14 protein-coding genes are annotated in these 19,237 nt (G+C 69.4%); 11 read left to right on the forward strand and 3 right to left on the reverse strand.

From position 1 onward, the window contains the following. The first annotated feature begins 1 nt into the window (after window position 1). The 8 genes from nuoH to recQ all read left to right on the forward strand — a co-directional run bounded on the left by nuoH (window position 2) and on the right by recQ (window position 10,430). A complete protein-coding gene (nuoH, locus tag OHA73_RS25335; RefSeq protein WP_266718780.1) occupies window positions 2-1,375 on the forward strand; it encodes an NADH-quinone oxidoreductase subunit NuoH in 1,374 nt (457 codons plus the stop codon). After that, complete coding sequence (gene nuoI / locus OHA73_RS25340) at window positions 1,368-1,991, forward strand: NADH-quinone oxidoreductase subunit NuoI (protein ID WP_266712921.1); 624 nt, start codon at window positions 1,368-1,370, stop codon at window positions 1,989-1,991. The genes nuoH and nuoI overlap by 8 nt, the downstream gene beginning before the upstream one ends. Next, the gene (locus tag OHA73_RS25345; protein ID WP_266712923.1) at window positions 1,988-2,830 is read left to right on the forward strand and encodes an NADH-quinone oxidoreductase subunit J; all 843 of its coding nucleotides are present in this window, start codon (window positions 1,988-1,990) and stop codon (window positions 2,828-2,830) included. The genes nuoI and OHA73_RS25345 overlap by 4 nt, the downstream gene beginning before the upstream one ends. After that, on the forward strand, window positions 2,827-3,126 hold the full coding sequence (gene nuoK, locus OHA73_RS25350) for an NADH-quinone oxidoreductase subunit NuoK (RefSeq protein ID WP_003974374.1): 300 nt from the start codon (window positions 2,827-2,829) through the stop codon (window positions 3,124-3,126). Before OHA73_RS25345 ends, nuoK begins: the two co-directional genes overlap by 4 nt. Before the next feature lie 14 nt (window positions 3,127-3,140). After that, complete coding sequence (gene nuoL / locus OHA73_RS25355; RefSeq protein WP_266712925.1) at window positions 3,141-5,036, forward strand: NADH-quinone oxidoreductase subunit L; 1,896 nt, start codon at window positions 3,141-3,143, stop codon at window positions 5,034-5,036. A 5-nt stretch (window positions 5,037-5,041) separates the two neighbouring features. Further along, window positions 5,042-6,616, forward strand: a complete 1,575-nt coding sequence (locus OHA73_RS25360; RefSeq protein ID WP_266712927.1) for an NADH-quinone oxidoreductase subunit M — start codon at window positions 5,042-5,044, stop codon at window positions 6,614-6,616. 8 nt (window positions 6,617-6,624) lie between these two features. Beyond that, complete coding sequence (gene nuoN, locus OHA73_RS25365; protein ID WP_327656204.1) at window positions 6,625-8,274, forward strand: NADH-quinone oxidoreductase subunit NuoN; 1,650 nt, start codon at window positions 6,625-6,627, stop codon at window positions 8,272-8,274. A 212-nt stretch (window positions 8,275-8,486) separates the two neighbouring features. Then, window positions 8,487-10,430: a DNA helicase RecQ gene (gene recQ / locus OHA73_RS25370; RefSeq protein WP_443063127.1), complete on the forward strand. Its 1,944-nt coding sequence runs from the start codon at window positions 8,487-8,489 to the stop codon at window positions 10,428-10,430. A gap of 111 nt (window positions 10,431-10,541) precedes the next feature. On the opposite strand, the gene fahA is transcribed toward recQ, so the two are convergent. After that, window positions 10,542-11,879, reverse strand: coding sequence for a fumarylacetoacetase (fahA, locus tag OHA73_RS25375; RefSeq protein WP_327656206.1), 1,338 nt, complete (start codon window positions 11,877-11,879; stop codon window positions 10,542-10,544). Between the two features lie 245 nt (window positions 11,880-12,124). Between fahA and OHA73_RS25380 the strand changes: the two genes are divergently transcribed. From OHA73_RS25380 to OHA73_RS25390, 3 genes are all read left to right on the forward strand, one after another. Beyond that, window positions 12,125-13,375: a carboxylate--amine ligase gene (locus tag OHA73_RS25380; RefSeq protein WP_266718782.1), complete on the forward strand. Its 1,251-nt coding sequence runs from the start codon at window positions 12,125-12,127 to the stop codon at window positions 13,373-13,375. 71 nt (window positions 13,376-13,446) lie between these two features. Continuing rightward, window positions 13,447-14,649: an FAD-dependent oxidoreductase gene (locus OHA73_RS25385; RefSeq protein WP_327656207.1), complete on the forward strand. Its 1,203-nt coding sequence runs from the start codon at window positions 13,447-13,449 to the stop codon at window positions 14,647-14,649. Between the two features lie 157 nt (window positions 14,650-14,806). After that, a complete protein-coding gene (locus OHA73_RS25390; RefSeq protein WP_327656208.1) occupies window positions 14,807-15,610 on the forward strand; it encodes an HAD family hydrolase in 804 nt (267 codons plus the stop codon). Between the two features lie 90 nt (window positions 15,611-15,700). Here the strand turns inward: OHA73_RS25390 and OHA73_RS25395 are convergent, their stop codons facing one another. Both OHA73_RS25395 and OHA73_RS25400 read right to left on the reverse strand, forming a co-directional pair. Further along, window positions 15,701-17,725, reverse strand: coding sequence for a CocE/NonD family hydrolase (locus tag OHA73_RS25395; RefSeq protein WP_327656209.1), 2,025 nt, complete (start codon window positions 17,723-17,725; stop codon window positions 15,701-15,703). Window positions 17,726-17,734: 9 nt separating this feature from the next. Continuing rightward, entirely contained in the window at window positions 17,735-19,231 is a 1,497-nt protein-coding gene (locus OHA73_RS25400; protein WP_267069547.1) for a peptide MFS transporter, read from the reverse strand. Window positions 19,232-19,237 lie beyond the last annotated feature (6 nt).

A 19,237-nucleotide genomic window follows, 5' to 3' on the forward strand; every position in this document is an offset into this window, starting at 1 on the left:
GCTGAGCCCACTGGCGCTCGAAGACCTCTCCATGTTCGGCCGCGACCCCTGGTGGCTCGTCGTCGTCAAGGCGGTCTTCTGCTTCGCCTTCCTGATGGTGACCGTGCTGTTCTCCATCGTGTGGGAGCGCAAGGTCGTCGCCTGGATGCAGCTGCGCATCGGCCCGAACCGGCACGGCCCCTGGGGCATGCTCCAGTCGCTCGCCGACGGCATCAAGCTGATGCTCAAGGAAGACGTGATCGTCAAGCGCGCGGACAAGGTGGTCTACGTCCTTGCGCCGGTCATCGCGGCGATCCCCGCCTTCATGGCGATCGCCGTGATCCCGTTCGGCCCGGCAGGCAACGAGGTCTCGATCTTCGGCCACCGCACGACGATGCAGCTCACCGACCTGCCGATCGCGATGCTCTACATCCTCGCGGTCGCCTCCGTCGGCATCTACGGCATCGTCCTCGCGGGCTGGTCGTCCGGGTCGACGTACCCGCTGCTCGGCGGCCTGCGGTCCTGCGCGCAGATGATCTCGTACGAGATCGCGATGGGTGCCGCGTTCGCCTCGGTGTTCCTGTACTCGGGCTCGATGTCGACCTCGGAGATCGTCGCCCAGCAGCACGACCGCTGGTACATCGTCCTGCTGCCCGTCTCGTTCCTGATCTACATCGTGACGATGGTCGGCGAGACGAACCGCGCTCCGTTCGACATGCCGGAGTCCGAGGGCGACCTCGTCGGCGGCTTCAACACCGAGTACTCGTCCATCAAGTTCGCGATGTTCATGCTCGCCGAGTACGTGAACATGGTGACGGTCTCGGCGGTGTCCGTGACGCTCTTCCTGGGCGGCTGGCGCGCACCGTGGCCCATCTCCACGTTCTGGGAGGGCGCGAACCACGGCTGGTGGCCGATGCTCTGGTTCGTCATCAAGGTCCAGCTGCTGCTGTTCTTCTTCATCTGGCTGCGCGGCACGCTGCCTCGCGTCCGCTACGACCAGCTGATGAAGCTCGGCTGGAAGGTCCTCATCCCGGTCTCCGTGGTGTGGCTGATGCTGGTGGCGACCGTACGGACGCTGCGCAACGAGAACTACGACTTCGCCTCCATCGCCCTGTACGTCGGCGCCGCGATCCTTGTGGTCCTGATCCTGTCGTTCGTCGTGGACATCTTCCGCGACCGCGGGGCCAAGCAGCGCGAGGCCGCCGAAGAGCCCGTCGCCTTCGACCCGATGGCGGGCGGATTCCCCGTGCCGCCGCTGCCCGGACAGACCCTGCCGCCCGTGCCGCGCAGGCGCTCCCGCCGGGAGCGGGAGCTGATTGTCAGTGGTGGCCCCGATACTCAGAGTGACGAATCGCTTGGCGGATCTCACGATGGAAAGGAGGCGTCCGATGGCTGACGAGACCGACTCCGGCCAGCAGAAGGACACCGAGCCGGGGTTCCAGAACCCCGTCGCCGGCTTCGGCGTGACCTTCAAGGCCATGTTCAAGAAGCGGCTGACCGAGCAGTACCCGGAACAACCGAAGACCACTGCTCCCCGCTTCCACGGCAGGCACCAGCTCAACCGCCATCCGGACGGCCTGGAGAAGTGCATCGGCTGCGAGTTGTGCGCCTGGGCCTGCCCGGCGGACGCGATCTATGTGGAGGGCGCGGACAACACGGAGGAGGAGCGCTACTCGCCGGGTGAGCGCTACGGCCGCGTCTACCAGATCAACTACGCCCGCTGCATTCTGTGCGGACTGTGCATCGAGGCGTGCCCCACGCGCGCGCTGACGATGACGAACGAGTTCGAGCTGGCCGACAGCAGTCGCGCCAACCTCATCTACACCAAGGAGCAGCTGCTCGCCGGGCTCGACGAGGGCATGGTCGACAGCCCGCACTCGATCTTCCCCGGCACGGACGAGCAGGACTACTACCGGGGTCTCGTCACCGAGGCGGCACCCGGCACGGAGCCCCAAGTGGCCGTCTCCAAGGGCGAGAAGCCTTCCGAGGACGCCGAGGGGGCGGACGTATGAGCGCGCAGCTCACCGCGGCGACCACGCTCGCCGCGGGCACCTCCACCGGTGAGGCCTTCCAGTTCTGGATCCTCGGCACGGTCGCCGTCATCGGCGCCCTGTGCACGATCCTGATGAAGAAGGCCGTGCACAGTGCCCTGTGCCTGGCCGGCACCATGATCATCCTGGCGATCTTCTACCTCGCCAACGGGGCGTACTTCCTGGGCATCGTGCAGATCGTCGTCTACACGGGCGCGATCATGATGCTGTTCCTCTTCGTGGTGATGCTCGTCGGCGTCACCGCGGCCGACTCCCTGACGGAGACCATCAAGGGACAGCGCTGGCTCGCCGCCCTGTGCGGGATCGGCTTCGGGGTGCTGCTCATCGCGGGCATCGGCCAGGCCTCGTTGACGCAGTTCAACGGACTCGGCAAGGCGAACGCCGGGGGGAACGTGGAGGGCCTGGCGGCCCTCATCTTCTCCAAGTACGTCTTCGCCTTCGAGATCACCGGCGCCCTGCTGATCACGGCCACCGTCGGCGCGATGGTGCTCACGCACCGCGAGCGCACCGAACGGGCCAAGACGCAGCGCGAGTTGGCGGAGGAGCGGGTGCGCGAGGGCAAGCACCTCCCGCCGCTGCCCGCCCCGGGTGTCTACGCCCGGCACAACGCGGTGGACATCGCAGGCCTGCTGCCCGACGGCACCCCCTCGGAGCTCACGGTCATGCAGACGCTGCGCGAGCGCGGTCAGATCCGGGATGTCTCCGGTGAGGCGATGAGCGATCTGAAGGCTCTGGAGCAGCGGTCGTCCGACCGCCTGGAGCGCTCGGATCGCGACCGGGCCGAGGAGGCTTCTAAGTGAATCCGGTCAACTACCTGTATCTCGCCGCCCTGTTGTTCACGATCGGCGCCACCGGCGTGCTCATCAGGCGGAACGCGATCGTCGTGTTCATGTGCATCGAGCTGATGCTGAACGCGTGCAACCTCGCGTTCGTCGCGTTCTCCCGGATGCACGGCAATCTCGACGGCCAGATCATCGCGTTCTTCACGATGGTCGTCGCCGCCGCCGAGGTCGTGGTGGGGCTCGCGATCATCGTGTCGCTGTTCCGTTCCCGCCACTCGGCCTCGGTCGACGACGCCAGCCTGATGAAGCTGTAAGGGGTCGCTGAATCGTGGAGAACCTGATTGCGCTGCTCGTCGCAGCGCCACTGCTCGGAGCGGCCGTACTGCTGTGCGGCGGGCGGGCGTTGGACCGGGTGGGTCATCTGCTCGGCACACTGCTCGCGGCCGTCTCCTTCGTGATCGCCGTCGTGCTCTTCACCGACATGCTCGGCATGGGCCCGGAGGACCGCACGCTCAGCCAGCACCTGTTCAGCTGGATCCCCGTCGAGGGCTTCCAGGCGGACGTCGCCTTCCAGCTGGACCAGCTGTCGATGACGTTCGTCCTGCTGATCTCCGGTGTGGGCACGCTGATCCACCTGTACTCGATCGGCTACATGGAGCACGACGAGCGGCGCCGCCGCTTCTTCGGCTACCTGAACCTGTTCGTCGCGGCGATGCTCCTCCTGGTCATCGCCGACAACTACCTGCTGCTGTACGTCGGTTGGGAGGGTGTGGGCCTCGCCTCGTACCTGCTCATCGGCTTCTGGCAGCACAAGCCGAGCGCGGCCACCGCCGCGAAGAAGGCGTTCCTGGTCAACAGGGTCGGCGACATGGGTCTGTCCATCGCCATCATGTTGATGTTCACGACCTTCGGGACGTTCGCCTTCAAGCCGGTGCTCGACAGCGTCGGTGACACCTCCGAGGGCAAACTCACCGCGATCGGTCTGATGCTGCTGCTCGCCGCGTGCGGCAAGTCGGCGCAGGTGCCGCTGCAGTCCTGGCTCGGGGACGCGATGGAGGGCCCGACCCCGGTCTCGGCCCTCATCCACGCCGCGACCATGGTGACCGCGGGCGTCTACCTGATCGTCCGCTCCGGCGCGATCTTCAACGGGGCGCCGGACGCACAGCTCGTCGTCACCATCGTCGGCGCGGTCACGCTGCTGTTCGGTGCGATCGTCGGTTGCGCCAAGGACGACATCAAGAAGGCGCTCGCCGGCTCGACGATGTCGCAGATCGGCTACATGATCCTCGCCGCGGGCCTCGGCCCCATCGGCTACGTGTTCGCGATCATGCACCTGGTCACGCACGGCTTCTTCAAGGCGGGCCTGTTCCTCGGCGCCGGTTCGGTCATGCACGGCATGAACGACGAGGTCGACATGCGGAGGTTCGGCGGCCTGCGGAAGTACATGCCGGTCACCTTCGTGACGTTCGGCCTCGGGTATCTGGCGATCATCGGATTCCCGGGCCTGTCCGGCTTCTTCTCCAAGGACAAGATCATCGAGGCGGCGTTCGCCAAGGGCGGCACCGAGGGCTGGATCCTCGGCTCCGTCGCCCTCCTGGGCGCGGCCATCACGGCGTTCTACATGACTCGCGTGATGATCATGACCTTCTTCGGCGAGAAGCGCTGGCAGCCCGACGCGGAGGGCCACGAGCCGCACCCGCACGAGTCGCCCTCGTCCATGACGATCCCGATGATCGTGCTCGCGGTCGGCTCGGTCTTCGCCGGTGGCTTCTTCTCCATCGGGGACCGCTTCCTGCACTGGCTGGAGCCCGTCACCGGGCACGACCACGGGCACGCGCCCATCAGCGCGGGCGTGGTCACCGGAGCCACCATGGTGTGCCTGGTGATCGGTGTGGGTCTTGCCTGGGTCCAGTACGGGCGCCGCGAGGTTCCCGCCGTCGCCCCGCGCGGCTCGCTGCTCACCCGCGCCGCACGGCGTGACCTGCTCCAGGACGACTTCAACCACGTCGTTCTGGTGCGCGGTGGCGAGCACCTGACGCGCTCCCTCGTATACGTCGACCACACCTTGGTCGACGGGGTGGTCAACGGGACGGCGGCCTCGGTCGGCGGCCTCTCCGGTCGGCTGCGCAAACTCCAGAACGGCTACGTGCGCTCGTACGCCGTCTCGATGTTCGGCGGCGCGGCGCTCATCGCCGCGGTGACCCTGCTGATGAGGGCGGTCTGATACCGATGTCCTTTCCTCTGCTGACAGCGACGGCGGTACTGCCGGCCGTGGGCGCGATCGCCACGGCCGCCGTGCCGGCGAAGCAGCGCACCGCGGCCAAGTGGCTCGCGCTGCTGTTCTCGCTCGCCACCCTGGTGCTCGCGGCGGTGGTCGCGGTCCGCTTCGATCCGGGCGGCGGACGCTTCCAACTCACCGAATCCCACGCGTGGATCGCGGACTTCGGGGTCCGCTACGAGCTGGGTGTGGACGGCATCGCGGTGGCGCTCATCGCGCTGACCGCGCTGCTGATCCCGTTCGTGATCCTCGCGGGCTGGCACGACGCCGACCCGCAGGAGACCGGGAACACGAGGTGGCGCCCGACGCAGGGCTTCTTCGCCCTGATCCTCCTCGTCGAGGCGATGGTGATCATCTCCTTCGAGGCCACCGACGTCTTCCTCTTCTACATCTTCTTCGAAGCCATGCTCATCCCGATGTACTTCCTCATCGGCGGCTTCGGGGACCGGGCGGGCCAGCACGGCGAGAAGGAGGCCGCGACCCAACGCTCGTACGCGGCCGTCAAGTTCCTCCTCTACAACCTGGTCGGCGGCCTCATCATGCTGGCGGCCGTCATCGGCCTCTACGTAGTCGCGGGGAACTTCTCGCTCCAGGAGATCGCCGCCGCGCGGGCCAACGGCTCGCTCGACATGGCAACCAACACCGAGCGGCTGCTCTTCCTGGGCTTCTTCTTCGCCTTCGCGGTGAAGGCCCCGCTGTGGCCGCTGCACACCTGGCTGCCGAACGCGATGGGGGAGGCCACCACCCCGGTCGCCGTACTCATCACGGCAGTTGTCGACAAGGTCGGCACGTTCGCGATGCTCCGCTTCTGCCTCCAGCTGTTCCCGGAGGCGAGCAAGTGGGCGACGCCGGTGATCCTGGTGCTCGCCCTGATCAGCATCGTCTACGGGGCGCTGGTCGCGGTCGGCCAGCGCGACATCAAGCGCCTGATCGCCTTCGCGTCGATCTCGCACTTCGGCTTCATCATCATGGGCATCTTCGCGATGACCAGCCAGGGCCAGTCCGGCGCGACGCTCTACATGGTCAACCACGGGATCTCGACGGCGGCGCTGATGCTGGTCGCCGGCTTCCTGATCTCGCGGCGCGGTTCGCGGCTCATCGCGGACTACGGAGGCGTGCAGAAGGTCGCCCCGGTGCTCGCCGGTACGTTCCTGATCGGCGGCCTCGCCACTCTCTCGCTGCCGGGCCTCGCGCCCTTCGTGAGTGAATTCCTGGTCCTGGTCGGCACGTTCACGCGCTACCCGGTGATCGGCATCATCGCCACCTTCGGCATCGTGCTCGCCGCGCTCTACACGCTGGTTCTCTATCAGCGCACCATGACGGGCCCGGTGAAGCCGTCGACCGAGGGCATCGCGGATCTGCGGGTGCGTGAGCTCGCGGTCGTCGTCCCGCTGATCGGCGTACTGATCTTCCTCGGCGTCTACCCGAAGCCGCTCACCGAGCTGGTGAACCCGGCGGTCAAGCACACCCTGTCCGACGTCCACAAGAAGGACCCGAAGCCGGAAGTGGAGGCGGCTCACAAATGAGTGCACTGGTGAGTGCTTCTTCCGTCCACAGCCTGTGGACAACGGCGGCCGATCCGATCTCCAAGATCGACGCACCGAAGATCGAGTACGCGCAATTGTCGCCGACCTTGATCGTCATCGGTGCCGCCGTCCTGGGGATCCTGGTCGAGGCCCTGGTGCCGCGCCGGTCCCGCTACTACGTGCAGGTGTTCCTCGCGGTCGTCGCGCTCGCGGCCGCCTTCGCGGCGGTCGTGGGGCTCGCGGCCGGCGGGTACGGGACGACGAAGGCGCACATCGCGGCCATGGGCGCGATCGCCGTCGACGGCCCGGCGCTGTTCCTCCAAGGGACCATCCTGCTGTCCGGGATCGTCGCGATCTTCACGTTCGCCGAGCGGCGGCTCGACCCGGAGGCGCACGGCAACCGCGTCGACTCCTTCGCCGCGCAGGCCGCCTCCGTGCCCGGCAGCGACAGTGAAAAGGCGGCCATAAAGGCCGGGTTCACCACCACCGAGGTGTTCCCGCTGGCGCTCTTCGCGATCGGCGGCATGCTGGTCTTCCCCGCGGCGAACGACCTGCTGACGCTGTTCATCGCCCTGGAAGTCTTCTCGCTCCCGCTGTACCTGCTGTGCGCCGTGGCCCGCCGCAAGCGGCTCATGTCGCAGGAGGCCGCGGTCAAGTACTTCCTGCTCGGCGCCTTCGCGTCCGCCTTCACCCTGTTCGGCATCGCGCTCCTGTACGGCTACGCGGGCTCCGTCTCGTACGCCACGATCGCGAGCGTCGTCGACAGCTCGATCCAGAACGTGGATCCGGCCCTCGCCGACACCATGGGCAACGACGCGCTGCTGCTCATCGGCATGGCGCTGGTCGGCATGGGCCTGCTGTTCAAGGTCGGCGCCGTCCCGTTCCACATGTGGACGCCGGACGTGTACCAGGGCGCGCCGACGCCGGTGACCGGGTTCATGGCGGCGGCCACGAAGGTCGCGGCCTTCGGCGCGCTGCTGCGTCTGCTGTACGTCGTCCTGCCGGGGATGCGCTGGGACTGGCGTCCTGTCATGTGGGCCGTCGCCATCGTCACGATGCTGGGCGGCGCGATCGTCGCGATCACGCAGACCGACATCAAGCGGCTCCTCGCGTACTCCTCCATCGCGCACGCCGGCTTCATCCTGGCCGGTGTCATCGCGACCACGCCCGACGGGGTCTCGTCCGTCCTCTTCTACCTGGCCGCGTACTCCTTCGTGACCATCGGCGCCTTCGCCGTGGTGACGCTGGTGCGCGACGCGGGGGGCGAGGCGACGCACCTGTCGAAGTGGGCGGGGCTCGGGCGCAGGTCGCCGCTGGTGGCAGCGGTCTTCGCGGTGTTCCTGCTGGCCTTCGCCGGTATCCCGCTCACCTCCGGGTTCGCGGGCAAGTTCGCCGTGTTCAAGGCGGCGGCCGAGGGCGGCGCGGGCGCGCTCGTCGTGGTCGGTGTCGTGTCCTCGGCGATCGCCGCGTTCTTCTACATCCGCGTCATCGTCCTCATGTTCTTCAGCGAGCCGAAGGCGGACGGCCCGACCGTGGCCGTGCCCTCGCCGCTGACCATGACGACGATCGGGGTGGGCGTCGCGGTCACGATCGTGCTGGGGCTCGCGCCGCAGTACTTCCTGGACCTGGCGGGCCAGGCCGGGGTGTTTGTGCGGTAGCGGTAGCGATACCGCCGCCGTCGCGCATGGTGAGGCCCGGTCCCTGGGAGGGGGCCGGGCCTCCATGCGTCCAAGGAATGCTCCCAGGTGTCCAAGGAATGCCCCCAGCCTGTGGATAACTTTCCGGGGTGTCAGTCCGGACCCCTATCGTTACTGGAGAAGTCGAGACGAGCTGGACGCACGGGGGCAGGGCGATGGACGGGACACAGGTTATGAGCGAGGTGACCGGGAGCGAGGCGCTAGCCACGCTCCACCGGGTCTTCGGGTACGACGCTTTCCGCGGCGAGCAGGAAGCGATCATCGATCACGTGGTGGGCGGTGGGGACGCCGTCGTGCTCATGCCGACCGGTGGCGGCAAATCGCTCTGCTACCAGATCCCGGCGCTGGTCAGAGCCGGTACGGGGATCGTCGTCTCGCCGCTGATCGCGCTGATGCAGGACCAGGTGGACGCGCTGCGGGCGCTCGGGGTGCGCGCCGGGTTCATGAACTCGACGCAGGACTTCGAGGAGCGCCGCCTCGTGGAGGCCGAGTTCCTCGCGGGCGAGCTCGACCTGCTCTATCTGGCGCCCGAGCGGCTGCGTCTCGACTCCACGCTCGGACTGCTCTCCCGCGGCAAGGTCTCCCTCTTCGCGATCGACGAAGCACACTGTGTCGCGCAGTGGGGCCACGACTTCCGTCCCGACTATCTGACGCTGTCCGTGCTCGGCCAGAACTGGCCCGACGTGCCGCGCATCGCCCTGACCGCGACGGCGACGCACGCCACGCACCAGGAGATCACCCAGCGCCTCGGCATGCCGGACGCCAAGCACTTCGTGGCGAGCTTCGACCGGCCCAACATCCAGTACCGGATCGTCGGCAAGGCCGACCCGAAGAAGCAGCTGCTCAGCTTCCTCAAGCAGGAGCACGAGGGCGACGCGGGCATCGTCTACTGCCTGTCCCGCAAGTCCGTGGAGGCGACAGCCGAGTTCCTCAGTCGCAACGGGATCGAGGCGGTGCCGTACCACGCGGGCCTGGACGCGGGCACGCGTGCGAGGCACCAGTCGCGGTTCCTGCGCGAGGAGGGCCTCGTCGTCTGCGCGACCATCGCGTTCGGCATGGGCATCGACAAGCCGGACGTACGGTTCGTCGCCCACCTCGACCTGCCGAAGTCCGTCGAGGGCTACTACCAGGAGACGGGCCGTGCCGGGCGTGACGGCATGCCGTCGACGGCATGGATGGCGTACGGGCTGCAGGACGTGGTGCAGCAGCGGAAGCTGATCAACATGGGGGAGGGGGACGAGGCGTTCCGGCGCCGGGCCTCCGCCCACCTCGATTCGATGCTGGCGCTGTGCGAGACGGCGCAGTGCCGCCGGGCCCAGCTGCTCACCTACTTCGGGCAGGAGGGCGCCGAGTCCTGCGGCAACTGCGACACCTGCCTGTCGCCGCCCGAGACGTGGGACGGCACGGTCGCCGCGCAGAAGATCCTGTCGACCGTGGTGCGGCTGGAGCGGGAGCGGCGACAGAAGTTCGGCGCGGGCCAGATCATCGACATCCTGCTCGGCAAGCGCAGCGCCAAGGTCATCCAGTTCGACCACGACCAGCTCTCCGTCTTCGGTATCGGCGAGGAGCTGGCCGAGACCGAATGGCGGGGCGTGGTGCGGCAGTTGCTGGCGCAGGGGCTCATCGCCGTCGAGGGCGAGTACGGGACGCTGGTGCTCACCGAGGAGAGCGGCTCCGTGCTGGGGCGGCAGCGGGAGGTGCGGCTGCGCAAGGAGCCGAAGCCGGCGCCTCGTGCGGCGGTGGCCCGTGAGCGCAAGGGCAAGGCGCCCGCGGTCGAGCTGCCGGCGGAGGTGGCGCCGGTCTTCGAGGCGCTGCGGGCCTGGCGCGGGGCGCAGGCGAAGGAGCACGGGGTGCCGGCGTACGTCATCTTCCAGAATGCGACGCTCAGCGAGATCGCGCTGCAACAGCCCACGTCTCTGGACCAGTTGGGCACGATCGGTGGGGTGGGCGAGAAGAAGTTGGCTACGTGGGGGGAAGGTGTGCTGGGGGTTTTGGCGGGGCTCCGGGGTGACGCGGCGCCCTCCGGGGGCGGGCGGGACGACGAGCCCTGGCCCGATTATGTGGGCCAGGAGCCGCCGCCGGAGGATGAGCCGGTGCCGGAGGATGTGGACTGGTAGCACGGGGTGGGCGTCTCGGGGCTCTGCCCCGGACCCCGCGGGCTCTCGTCCAAAGAGCGGGGCTTAATTTGCTCACCCGGCCGGAGGGGCTTGCCCCGCCCCCGGTGTCACTCAGGTTGAGGGCACGATGCGGCCCGTGACCTCGCCCAGTTGGACCCTCGCGCCGTCCGGGCCGGGGGCCCAGGCGGAGAGGGTGACCACGTCGCCGTTCTCCAGGAAGCCGCGTTTGCCGTCGGGGAGGGGGAGTGGCTGTTGGCCGTTCCAGGTGATTTCGATCAGGGAGCCGCGCTCGTTTTCCTCCGTGCCGCTGATCGTGCCTGAGCCGTAGAGGTCGCCGGTGCGCAGGGAGGCGCCGTTGACCGTCATATGGGCGAGCATCTGGGCGCCCGTCCAGTACATGCCGGAGAAGGGGGGTTCGGAGATGACCTGGCCGTTGAGGGTGACCGTGATACGCAGGTCGTAGCCGGCCGGGTCTGCGGTCGCCTCGGGGCCGCTGTCGTCCAGGTAGGGGAGCAGCGGCACTGTCCGCTCCGGCGGGCCCACGCGGGCCGCGTCCAGGGCTTCGAGCGGGGTGATCCACGCGGAGATCGACGTCGCGAAAGACTTGCCGAGGTGCGGGCCGAGCGGCACCGTCTCCCAGTTCTGGATGTCGCGCGCCGACCAGTCGTTGAGGAGGCAGAGGCCGAAGACGTGGTCCCGGTAGGACGCCAGCGGGACCGGTGTGCCCTGCTGCGACGGGACACCCACCACGTAGCCGACCTCCGTCTCGATGTCGAGGCGGACGGACGGGCCGAAGACCGGGGCCGGGTCGGCCGGGGCCTTGCGCTGGCCCGAGGGGCGCACCACGTCCGTGCCGGAGACGACGACCGTGCCGGAGCGGCCGTGGTAACCCACCGGCATGTGCTTCCAGTTGGGCTTCAGGGGCTCCTCGTCGGGGCGGAAGAGGCGGCCGAGGTTCGAGGCGTGGTTCTCGGACGCGTAGAAGTCGACGTAGTCCGCGACCTCGAACGGGAGGTGCAGCGTGACCGAGGAGAGGGGGTGCAGGAAGGGGCGGACGACCTCGCGGTGGGCCGGGACCGTGACCCAGGCCGTCAGGGCGCGGCGCACGTCGGACCAGGTCGTACGACCGGCCGCCAGCAGGGAGTTGAGGCTCGGGCGGGCCAGGAGCGTGACGTACGGGGAGCCGAGGGCCGCGGCGGCGCCGCCCGCGTCCAGGACGTGATCCCCTATCCGGACGCCCACCGAGCGCCCGGCGCCGCCCGAAGTGCCGCTCGAAGCGTCGCCCGAAGTGCCGCCCGAGCCGCCGCCGGAGGCGTCGTCGGCGAGGGAGAAGACTCCGTACGGAAGGTTGTGCGGGCCGAAGGGGTGGCCTTCGGGAAGGTCGAGTGGGTCGAGACGGCCGAGCGGGGTGGGCTCGGACGCGGACTCGGAGGTGGCTGCGGGTGCCATGCCTGCGGGCCTCACTTTCCATTCGGGTGCGCCACACGTTACGTGGGAGGTGCCGTATAGCGGCAGTGCCTAAAGAGTTCGCAATGTCCGAATGACCCGTTGATGGAGTGGTGGGTTCCGGCTTAGCGTCATTGTCCGGTGGGCACGGACGGGGCTGAGCCCTGCATTCAAGGTCCGGGTCCAAGGGGGGACGCGTGGGGGGACCCGTGGCCGGGAGCACCAGGAGTGACGGCAGTGCCGGAGGCGTGCCGTTCGCCGTGGACCGTGATGTCCCGGGCCTGATCGTGAAGTTCGGCGACTATCCGTTGCACCACGGAGGAGTGGGCGCGATCCGCAGCCTGGGGCGCCTCGGCGTGCCGATGTACGCGATCACGGAGGACCGGTACACACCCGCGGCGGCCTCGCGTTATCTGCGCCGGGCCTTTACCTGGCGCACGACGGGCACGGAGGAACCGGAGCGGCTTGTCGAGGGGCTGCTGCGCGCCGCCCGCCGGATCGGCCGGCCGACGGTGCTGATCCCGACGGACGAGGAAGCCGCGGTCCTCATCGCCGAGCACCAGGACCCGCTCGCCGGTGCGGGCCTGCTCTTCCCGCGGGTGGAGCGGGAGTTGCCGCGCCGTCTCGCGAGCAAGCAGGGGCTGCACGAACTGTGCGTGGAGCACGGCATTCCGTCGCCGACGGCCGCGTTCCCGATGTCGTACGCGGACATCGAGGAGTTCGCGGTGAAGGCCCGGTTCCCGGTCGTGGCGAAGAACCGGGAGGCGTTCACGCGGCGCTCGCAGCCCGCCGTCAACGGGACCACGAAGATCGCGACCCCGGCAGGACTGCGTCAACTCGCCCTCGACTGGGGCGAGAAGCCCGGCGTGATCCTCCAGGAGTATCTGCCGCGCGAGGACGCCGAGGACTGGATCGTGCACGCGTACTTCGACCAGGACTCCACGCCGCTCGCGATGTTCACCGGGGTCAAGGTCCGCTCCTGGCCGCCGCACGCGGGCATGACGGCGAACGCGTACGTCGTCGACAATCCGGAACTCGCGGACGTCGCCGCACGTTTCATCAAACAGATCGGCTTCACCGGAATCATCGACCTCGACCTGCGCTTCGACCGGCGCGACGGACAGTACAAGCTGCTCGATTTCAATCCGCGGATGGGCGCCCAGTTCCGCCTCTTCGAGAACGAGGCGGGCGTCGATGTCGTCCGTGCCATGCACCTCGCACTCACCGGCCGCACCGTTCCGGAGGGGGAACAGCGGGCGGGACACCGCTACGTCGTCGAGAACATCGACCTGCCGGCCCTGCTGGCGTACCGGCGCAGCGGCTATACGACCCCGCACGCCCCGTCCCGCGCGAGCGGCACGGAGCTGGCGTGGTGGGCGGCCGACGATCCGCGGCCGTTCTTCACGATGCTCGCCCGGCTCGTAAGGCCCGGAGCGAAGCATCTGTACCAGCTGTGGCGGACCAACCGCCGCGGCAGCAGCACCGGTTCGGCCGCCTAGTACACCCGGCGGCAGGGCCGGAACGAAGTGGACGAAGTAGGTGACACGGCGTCGTCCTGGGGAGGGGCTTCGTGAATCATCCGGTAGCAGTCATTGGGGCGGGGCCCTACGGCCTGTCCACCGCGGCGCATTTGAGGGCGCGCGGGATACCCGTCAGGGTCTTCGGGGAACCCATGGTGAGCTGGCGCTCGCACATGCCCGAAGGCATGATCCTCAAGTCGGTGCCGTCCGCGTCGAACATCGACGCGCCGCAGCGCGGACACAAGCTGGTCGACTACTGCGACGCGGCAGGGATCAAGCGGCTCGTCACGGACGAGGACCTGATATCCGCCGACACGTTCGTGGCGTACGGCGACTGGTTCCAGAAGAGGCTGGTGCCCGAGCTCGAGCGGGTGCGGGTCGTCTCCGTGGACCGGCGCGGGCGCGAGGGCTTCGAGCTGAAGCTGGACTCGGGCGAGCAGTTCACGGCGCGGGCGGTGGTCGTCGCCACCGGCCTGTCCGGCCTGGAGCACCTGCCAGGGGAGTTCGCCGCGGCTGTGCCGGACGGACCTGCCCTCACGGGCCCGGTCTCGCACAGCGCGCAGCACCACGACCTGTCGCGGTTCGCGGGCAAGGAGCTGATCGTCGTCGGTGCGGGCCAGTCCGCGCTGGAGACGGCGGCGCTCGCTGCGGAGGCGGGCGCGACGGTGACGGTGGTCGGGCGCGGCAAGGGCCGGGTGCGCTTCGGGGCGCCGCCGTGGCAGCAGCCGAAGTTCCGCCCGGAGACTCCGTTCGGCAACGCGTGGTCGCTCTACGCGCTCACGTACTACCCGCACCCGTACCGCCGTCTCCCGCCGCAGGCGCGGCACTTCCTGGTCCGGAGGGTGCTCGGGCCGCTGGGCGCGTGGTGGCTGAAGGAGCGGTTCGAGGGCAAGGTCGCGGTGCGCGACGTCGCGGGGATCGAGCGGGTGACGGTGTCCCAGGGGGCGCCCGTCCTGAGCGTGCGCACGCTCGGCGGGCGCGCCGACGACCTGTCGGCCGACCATGTCATCGCGGCGACGGGGTACCGGGTGGACCTGGCGGCGATGCCGTTCCTGGGCGAGGGGCTGCGCACGCGGCTCGCCACCAGCCGGGGCACGCCGCGGCTCGGCGCCGGCTATGTGTCGTCCGTTCCCGGCCTGTACTTCACGGGCATGCTGGGCGGGTCCTCGTACGGCCCTGTCATGCGCTTCGTGTGTGGCACGGAGTTCGCCTCGCCGCGGCTCGCCCGGCACCTCGCGTCGGCGCACGGTTGACGGGTGTCACCCGCAACTACCGGTGTTCTTGGACCGGTTGACCGATCCGGGGTGTAACCCGAACAGATGACACGACCACGTCGTGACCGGCCGTACCTTGCCAGGGCGGCCGGTACTCGACGGGTCGGGGGGACGGCCGGTCCGTATTCTTCGGATCATGTCCGCACCCGCATATGCACTCATCGCCACTGACCTGGACGGCACGCTGCTGCGCGCCGACGACACGGTCTCCGACCGGACCCGCGACGCCCTGGCGGCGGCCGTCGCCGCGGGCGCCCGGCACATCGTGGTGACGGGGCGGCCCGCGCCCCGCGTGAAGCCGATCCTCGACGACCTCGGCGGGAGCGGACTCGCCGTGTGCGCGCAGGGGGCGCAGCTGTACGACGGCGTGCGGGACCGGCTGCTGTGGTCGCTGACGATCGACCGGGACCTCGCCGAGCAGGCCCTCGGGAAGATCGAGGCCGAGGTCGGACAGGTGTACGCGGCTGTCGACCAGGACGGGGTGGAGGGCCTCACGCTCATCGAGCCCGGCTACCTCATGCCGCATCCGACGCTGCCGGCGGTACGGGTCCGGGGGCGCGCGGCGCTCTGGGCCGAGCCGATCAGCAAGGTGCTGCTGCGCCACCCGTCGCTGTCCGACGACGAGTTGGCGGCGGTGGCGAGAGCCGCGGTGGGGCCGCTCGCCATCGTCACGATGTCCGGGCCCGGGACGGTCGAGTTGCAGCCGCGGGGCGTGACGAAGGCGACGGGGCTCAGCCTGGCCGCGGAGCGGCTCGGTGTGGGAGCCGCCGGCACGATTGCCTTCGGCGATATGCCGAACGATGTGCCGATGTTCGCGTGGGCGGGGCGGGGCGTCGCCGTGGCCAACGCGCATCCCGAGCTCAAGGCGGTCGCCGACGAGGTGACTTCGTCGAATGAGGAGGACGGGGTGGCGGTGGTCCTGGACAGGCTGCTGGCCTGACGGACCCACGCCACGGGGCTCCGCCCCGGACCCCGCGCCTCAAACGCCGGCGGGGCTGGAAAAGCTCAAGCGCCGGAGGGGCTGGAATTGCTACCCCGCCGTCCGCGGAATGCGCTTCTCCCACGTCCGGTGGAACACCACCTCGTCCCCGTCCCGGCAGATCACCTCGCTCGACGTGACGAACTCCGTTGCCGTGCAGGTGATTTCGGAGTGGGTTTCGACGTGGGCGTCCCAGGCCTGGTCCGGGCGGTGCAGGCGGATCGTCCAGTCGGAGCGGGTGCGGGCCGACAGGGGGTCGGACTCGTTGATGACGTACGTCTCCAGCGCGTCCTCGGTGAACTCCAGGCCGTCCGGGTACAGGCGCGTGCCGCCGTAGCGCGGGTCGACCTCCATGCGCCACTCGCCCGCCGCGACGTCCCGTACGACGAGGCGTTCCGGGCGCGGGCCCTCCAGCGTCTCCGGGTAGACCACCCCGAGCGGCTCCGACTGCTCGGGGCCGGCGAAGGCGATGTCACCGCCCGGTTCGGCGCCGCGCACCGGGAGTTCCAGCGCGCTGCCCACCGGGTCGAGCGTGAACCCGGCCTCCGAACCGGCCTGCGGCCAGATCCACGGCCAGTACGCGGACGAGACCGCGAGCCGGATGCGGTGCCCGGCGGGGAAGGCGTGGCCGATGCCGTTCAGGTCGAACGTCACGTCCTCCGTCGTCCCCGGCTCCCACGGCACGTTCTGATCGCGTCCGTGTCGGGAGGACAGGTTGAGGACGCCGCGCGTCACCAGCGTCGAGGAGCCGTCCGGCGCCACGTCGCACACCCGCGCCACGACCTGTCCGCGTTCCACCGGGCACGTCAGCCGCAGCGTCACGCGCGGCCGGCCGAGCACCTGTACGTCCTGCGGCACCTCGAACTCGAAGCACGCCGACTTCGCGTCCTCCTCGCGCTGGTCGGGCGGCAGGTCCGCGTCGTTCCCGAACGGGAAGAAGCGGCCCGCGTCGAGGCCCGTGTGCTGCGGCGAACGCACGATCTGGGCCGGGCCCTGGAGCGCGTACCGGACGGGGGAGACGTTCGGGGACGGCCAGGACGGCTCGCCGACCCAGCGGCCCGGCAGCTGCTCGTAGACGGTCGCCGGCGGGTGCGAGTCGCTGATGTACGAGCGGAGCTTGGGCTCGGACATGACGCCCGTCTCCTCGCCCTTCAGCCAGTGGTCCCACCAGCGCAGCGTCTCCTGGAGGAAGCCGATGGCCGGGCCCGGCGGCAGCCCGCGGTCCGGGTACTGGTGCGACCAGGGGCCGATGATGCCGCGCATCTGCTCGTCGGGGAGGTGCTCCGCGAGCCGCAGCACCGTGTCCCGGTACGGGTCGTGCCAGCCGCCGACCGCGAGCACGCCCGCCTTGATCGCGGAGTAGTCCTCGCAGACGCTGCCGTGCCGCCAGTAGTCGTCGCGGGTCTGGTGGTCGAGCCACGTGTGGATGAACGGGTCGACGGCGTCGAGGCGCTTCGTCCACATGTCCTTCCAGGCGTCCCCGACGTACTTCGGGTCCGGCGGGCGCGACACGAACGCGAGCATCGTCGCCGCCCACGCGTGCATGTCCACGGCGAGCACGGAGCCGCCCATGTAGTGCACGTCGTTGTCGTAGCGGTCGTCCGCCGAGCAGACGGTCACGATCGCCTTCAGCGGCTCGGGGGCGAGGGCCGCGATCTGGAGGGAGTTGAAGCCGCCCCAGGAGATGCCGAACATGCCGACCTTGCCGGAGGACCAGGGCTGCGCGGCGAGCCAGTTCACGACCTCGACGCCGTCGGCGAGCTCCGTCTCGGAGTACTCGTCGGTCGGCATGCCCTCGCTGTTGCCGTGCCCGCGCACGTCCACGCGCACGGAGGCGTAGCCATGGCCCGCGTACCAGGGGTGCCGCTGCCAGTCGCGCGGCGCCGTCCAGTCGGAGGCCCGGTACGGGAGGTATTCGAGGAGGACCGGCACGGGATCGTCGGTCACGGGACGCCATACGCGGGCGAAGAGCGTCGTCCCGTCCGACAGGGGTACGCGGATGTCCTCGCGGACCGTTCCGAAGGGGAACTCGGTCCGGATCGTCGGCGAATTCGGCTGGGGGGTCGTGGGAGTCATGGGGAAACCTCAGTGAACGGGGTGCATGGTGCGGCGCAGCCAGGGCGCCAGGGCGATCACGGCGATACCGACCGCGACCGCGATGGCGCCGTTGACGCCGAAGTAGGCGGGGTTCGAGACCTCGCCGTAGAGCTTGACGACCTGGGCCTGGATCCCGTTCGCAAGTGCGAGCGAGAGGAACCACAGGGCCATGGTCTGGCTGGCGAAGGCCTGTGGGGCGAGCTTGGTCGTCGCGGACATGCCGGACGTCTCGACGAGGATGTCGCCGAGCCCGAGCAGCAGATACGAGCCGACGATCCACCAGGCCGCCATCTTGTACGTGTCACTGCTGTGGCCGGACGTCGGCAGCGCCATCAGCAGGAACGACAGGCCGCCCAGGATCACGCCGATCGCGATCTTGTTGGAGGCGTGCGGCTGACGCTTGCCCATCCGCACCCACAGGCCTGCCACGACCGGGGCGAGCAGTACCTCGAAGGCGCCGAGCGCGGAGGCGTACCAGCTGGTGGGGAAGTCGAAGCCGAGGATGGTCGACTCGGCGTTCGTCGAGGCCAGCAGCATCATCGTCGAGTACGCCTGGAACAGAATGAAGTTGAAGGCGACCGAGGCGATGAAGAGGACCAGATAGGGCCTGAGGCGGCCGCGTTCCTCCGCCGTGACCCGCGGGCTCTTGAACATCACCACGAAGTACACGATCGGCGCGATCACCGAGATGTACGTGAGGACGTCGACGAAGCGGCCCATGGTCAGCCACCCGGCCAGGGCCAGGACCACCGCGAGCGCGGCCACCACGACGGCGCCCGCGATCATCAGCCGCACCGCCCGGCGCATCCCCTCGGGCGGCAGCGCGTACTCGGCGGCCTCCGTGCGCCCGGCCAGGTGACGGCGTCCGGCGACGTACTGGATCAGGCCGAACGTCATGCCGATGGCGGCGGCCGAGAAGCCCCAGTGCCAGCCCTTGTGGTCGCCGAGCCAGCCGGTGATCAGCGGCCCGGCGAAGGCGCCGATGTTGATGCCCATGTAGTACAGGGCGAAGCCGGCGTCACGGCGCTGGTCGTCGGTCCGGTACAGCTTGCCGACCATCGAGGCGACATTCGGCTTGAGCAGGCCGGTACCGGCACTGATCAGGCCGAGCCCGACCCACGTCATCGTGGGTGTCGGCACCGCCATCGAGTAATGTCCGCAGGCGATGAGGATGCCGCCCCACAGGACGGCGCGGTACGAGCCGAGGATCCGGTCGGCGAGCCAGCCGCCCGCGACCGAGACGAGGTAGACGAGCGTGCCGTACGCCGCCGAGACCGAGGCCGCGTTGCCGGGGTCCATGCCCATGCCGCCGTGCGCGACGGTGTCGGCGAAGTACAGGACGAGGATGGCCTGCATGCCGAGGAACGAGAACCGTTCCCAGACCTCCAGGCCGGACAGCGTCAGCAGACCCCTCGGTTGGCCGAAGAAGGCCGTGTCGTCACCAGGGGGTGGCGTGGTGCCCGTGTCGTTCTCGGTGCGGGACAAAGTGCG

The sequence above is a fragment of the Streptomyces sp. NBC_00483 genome (assembly GCF_036013745.1).
Lineage (GTDB): Bacteria > Actinomycetota > Actinomycetes > Streptomycetales > Streptomycetaceae > Streptomyces.

What these genes read in the sequence shown, in the direction of transcription:
- recQ (WP_443063127.1), top strand. Translation starts at nt 8,487, where the DNA reads ATGAGCGAGGTGACCGGGAGCGAGGCGCTAGCCACGCTCCACCGGGTC.
- OHA73_RS25390 (WP_327656208.1), top strand. Translation starts at nt 14,807, where the DNA reads ATGTCCGCACCCGCATATGCACTCATCGCCACTGACCTGGACGGCACG.
- OHA73_RS25345 (WP_266712923.1), top strand. Translation starts at nt 1,988, where the DNA reads ATGAGCGCGCAGCTCACCGCGGCGACCACGCTCGCCGCGGGCACCTCC.
- nuoI (WP_266712921.1), top strand. Translation starts at nt 1,368, where the DNA reads ATGGCTGACGAGACCGACTCCGGCCAGCAGAAGGACACCGAGCCGGGG.
- OHA73_RS25395 (WP_327656209.1), bottom strand. Translation starts at nt 17,725, where the DNA reads ATGACTCCCACGACCCCCCAGCCGAATTCGCCGACGATCCGGACCGAG.
- fahA (WP_327656206.1), bottom strand. Translation starts at nt 11,879, where the DNA reads ATGGCACCCGCAGCCACCTCCGAGTCCGCGTCCGAGCCCACCCCGCTC.
- OHA73_RS25360 (WP_266712927.1), top strand. Translation starts at nt 5,042, where the DNA reads ATGTCCTTTCCTCTGCTGACAGCGACGGCGGTACTGCCGGCCGTGGGC.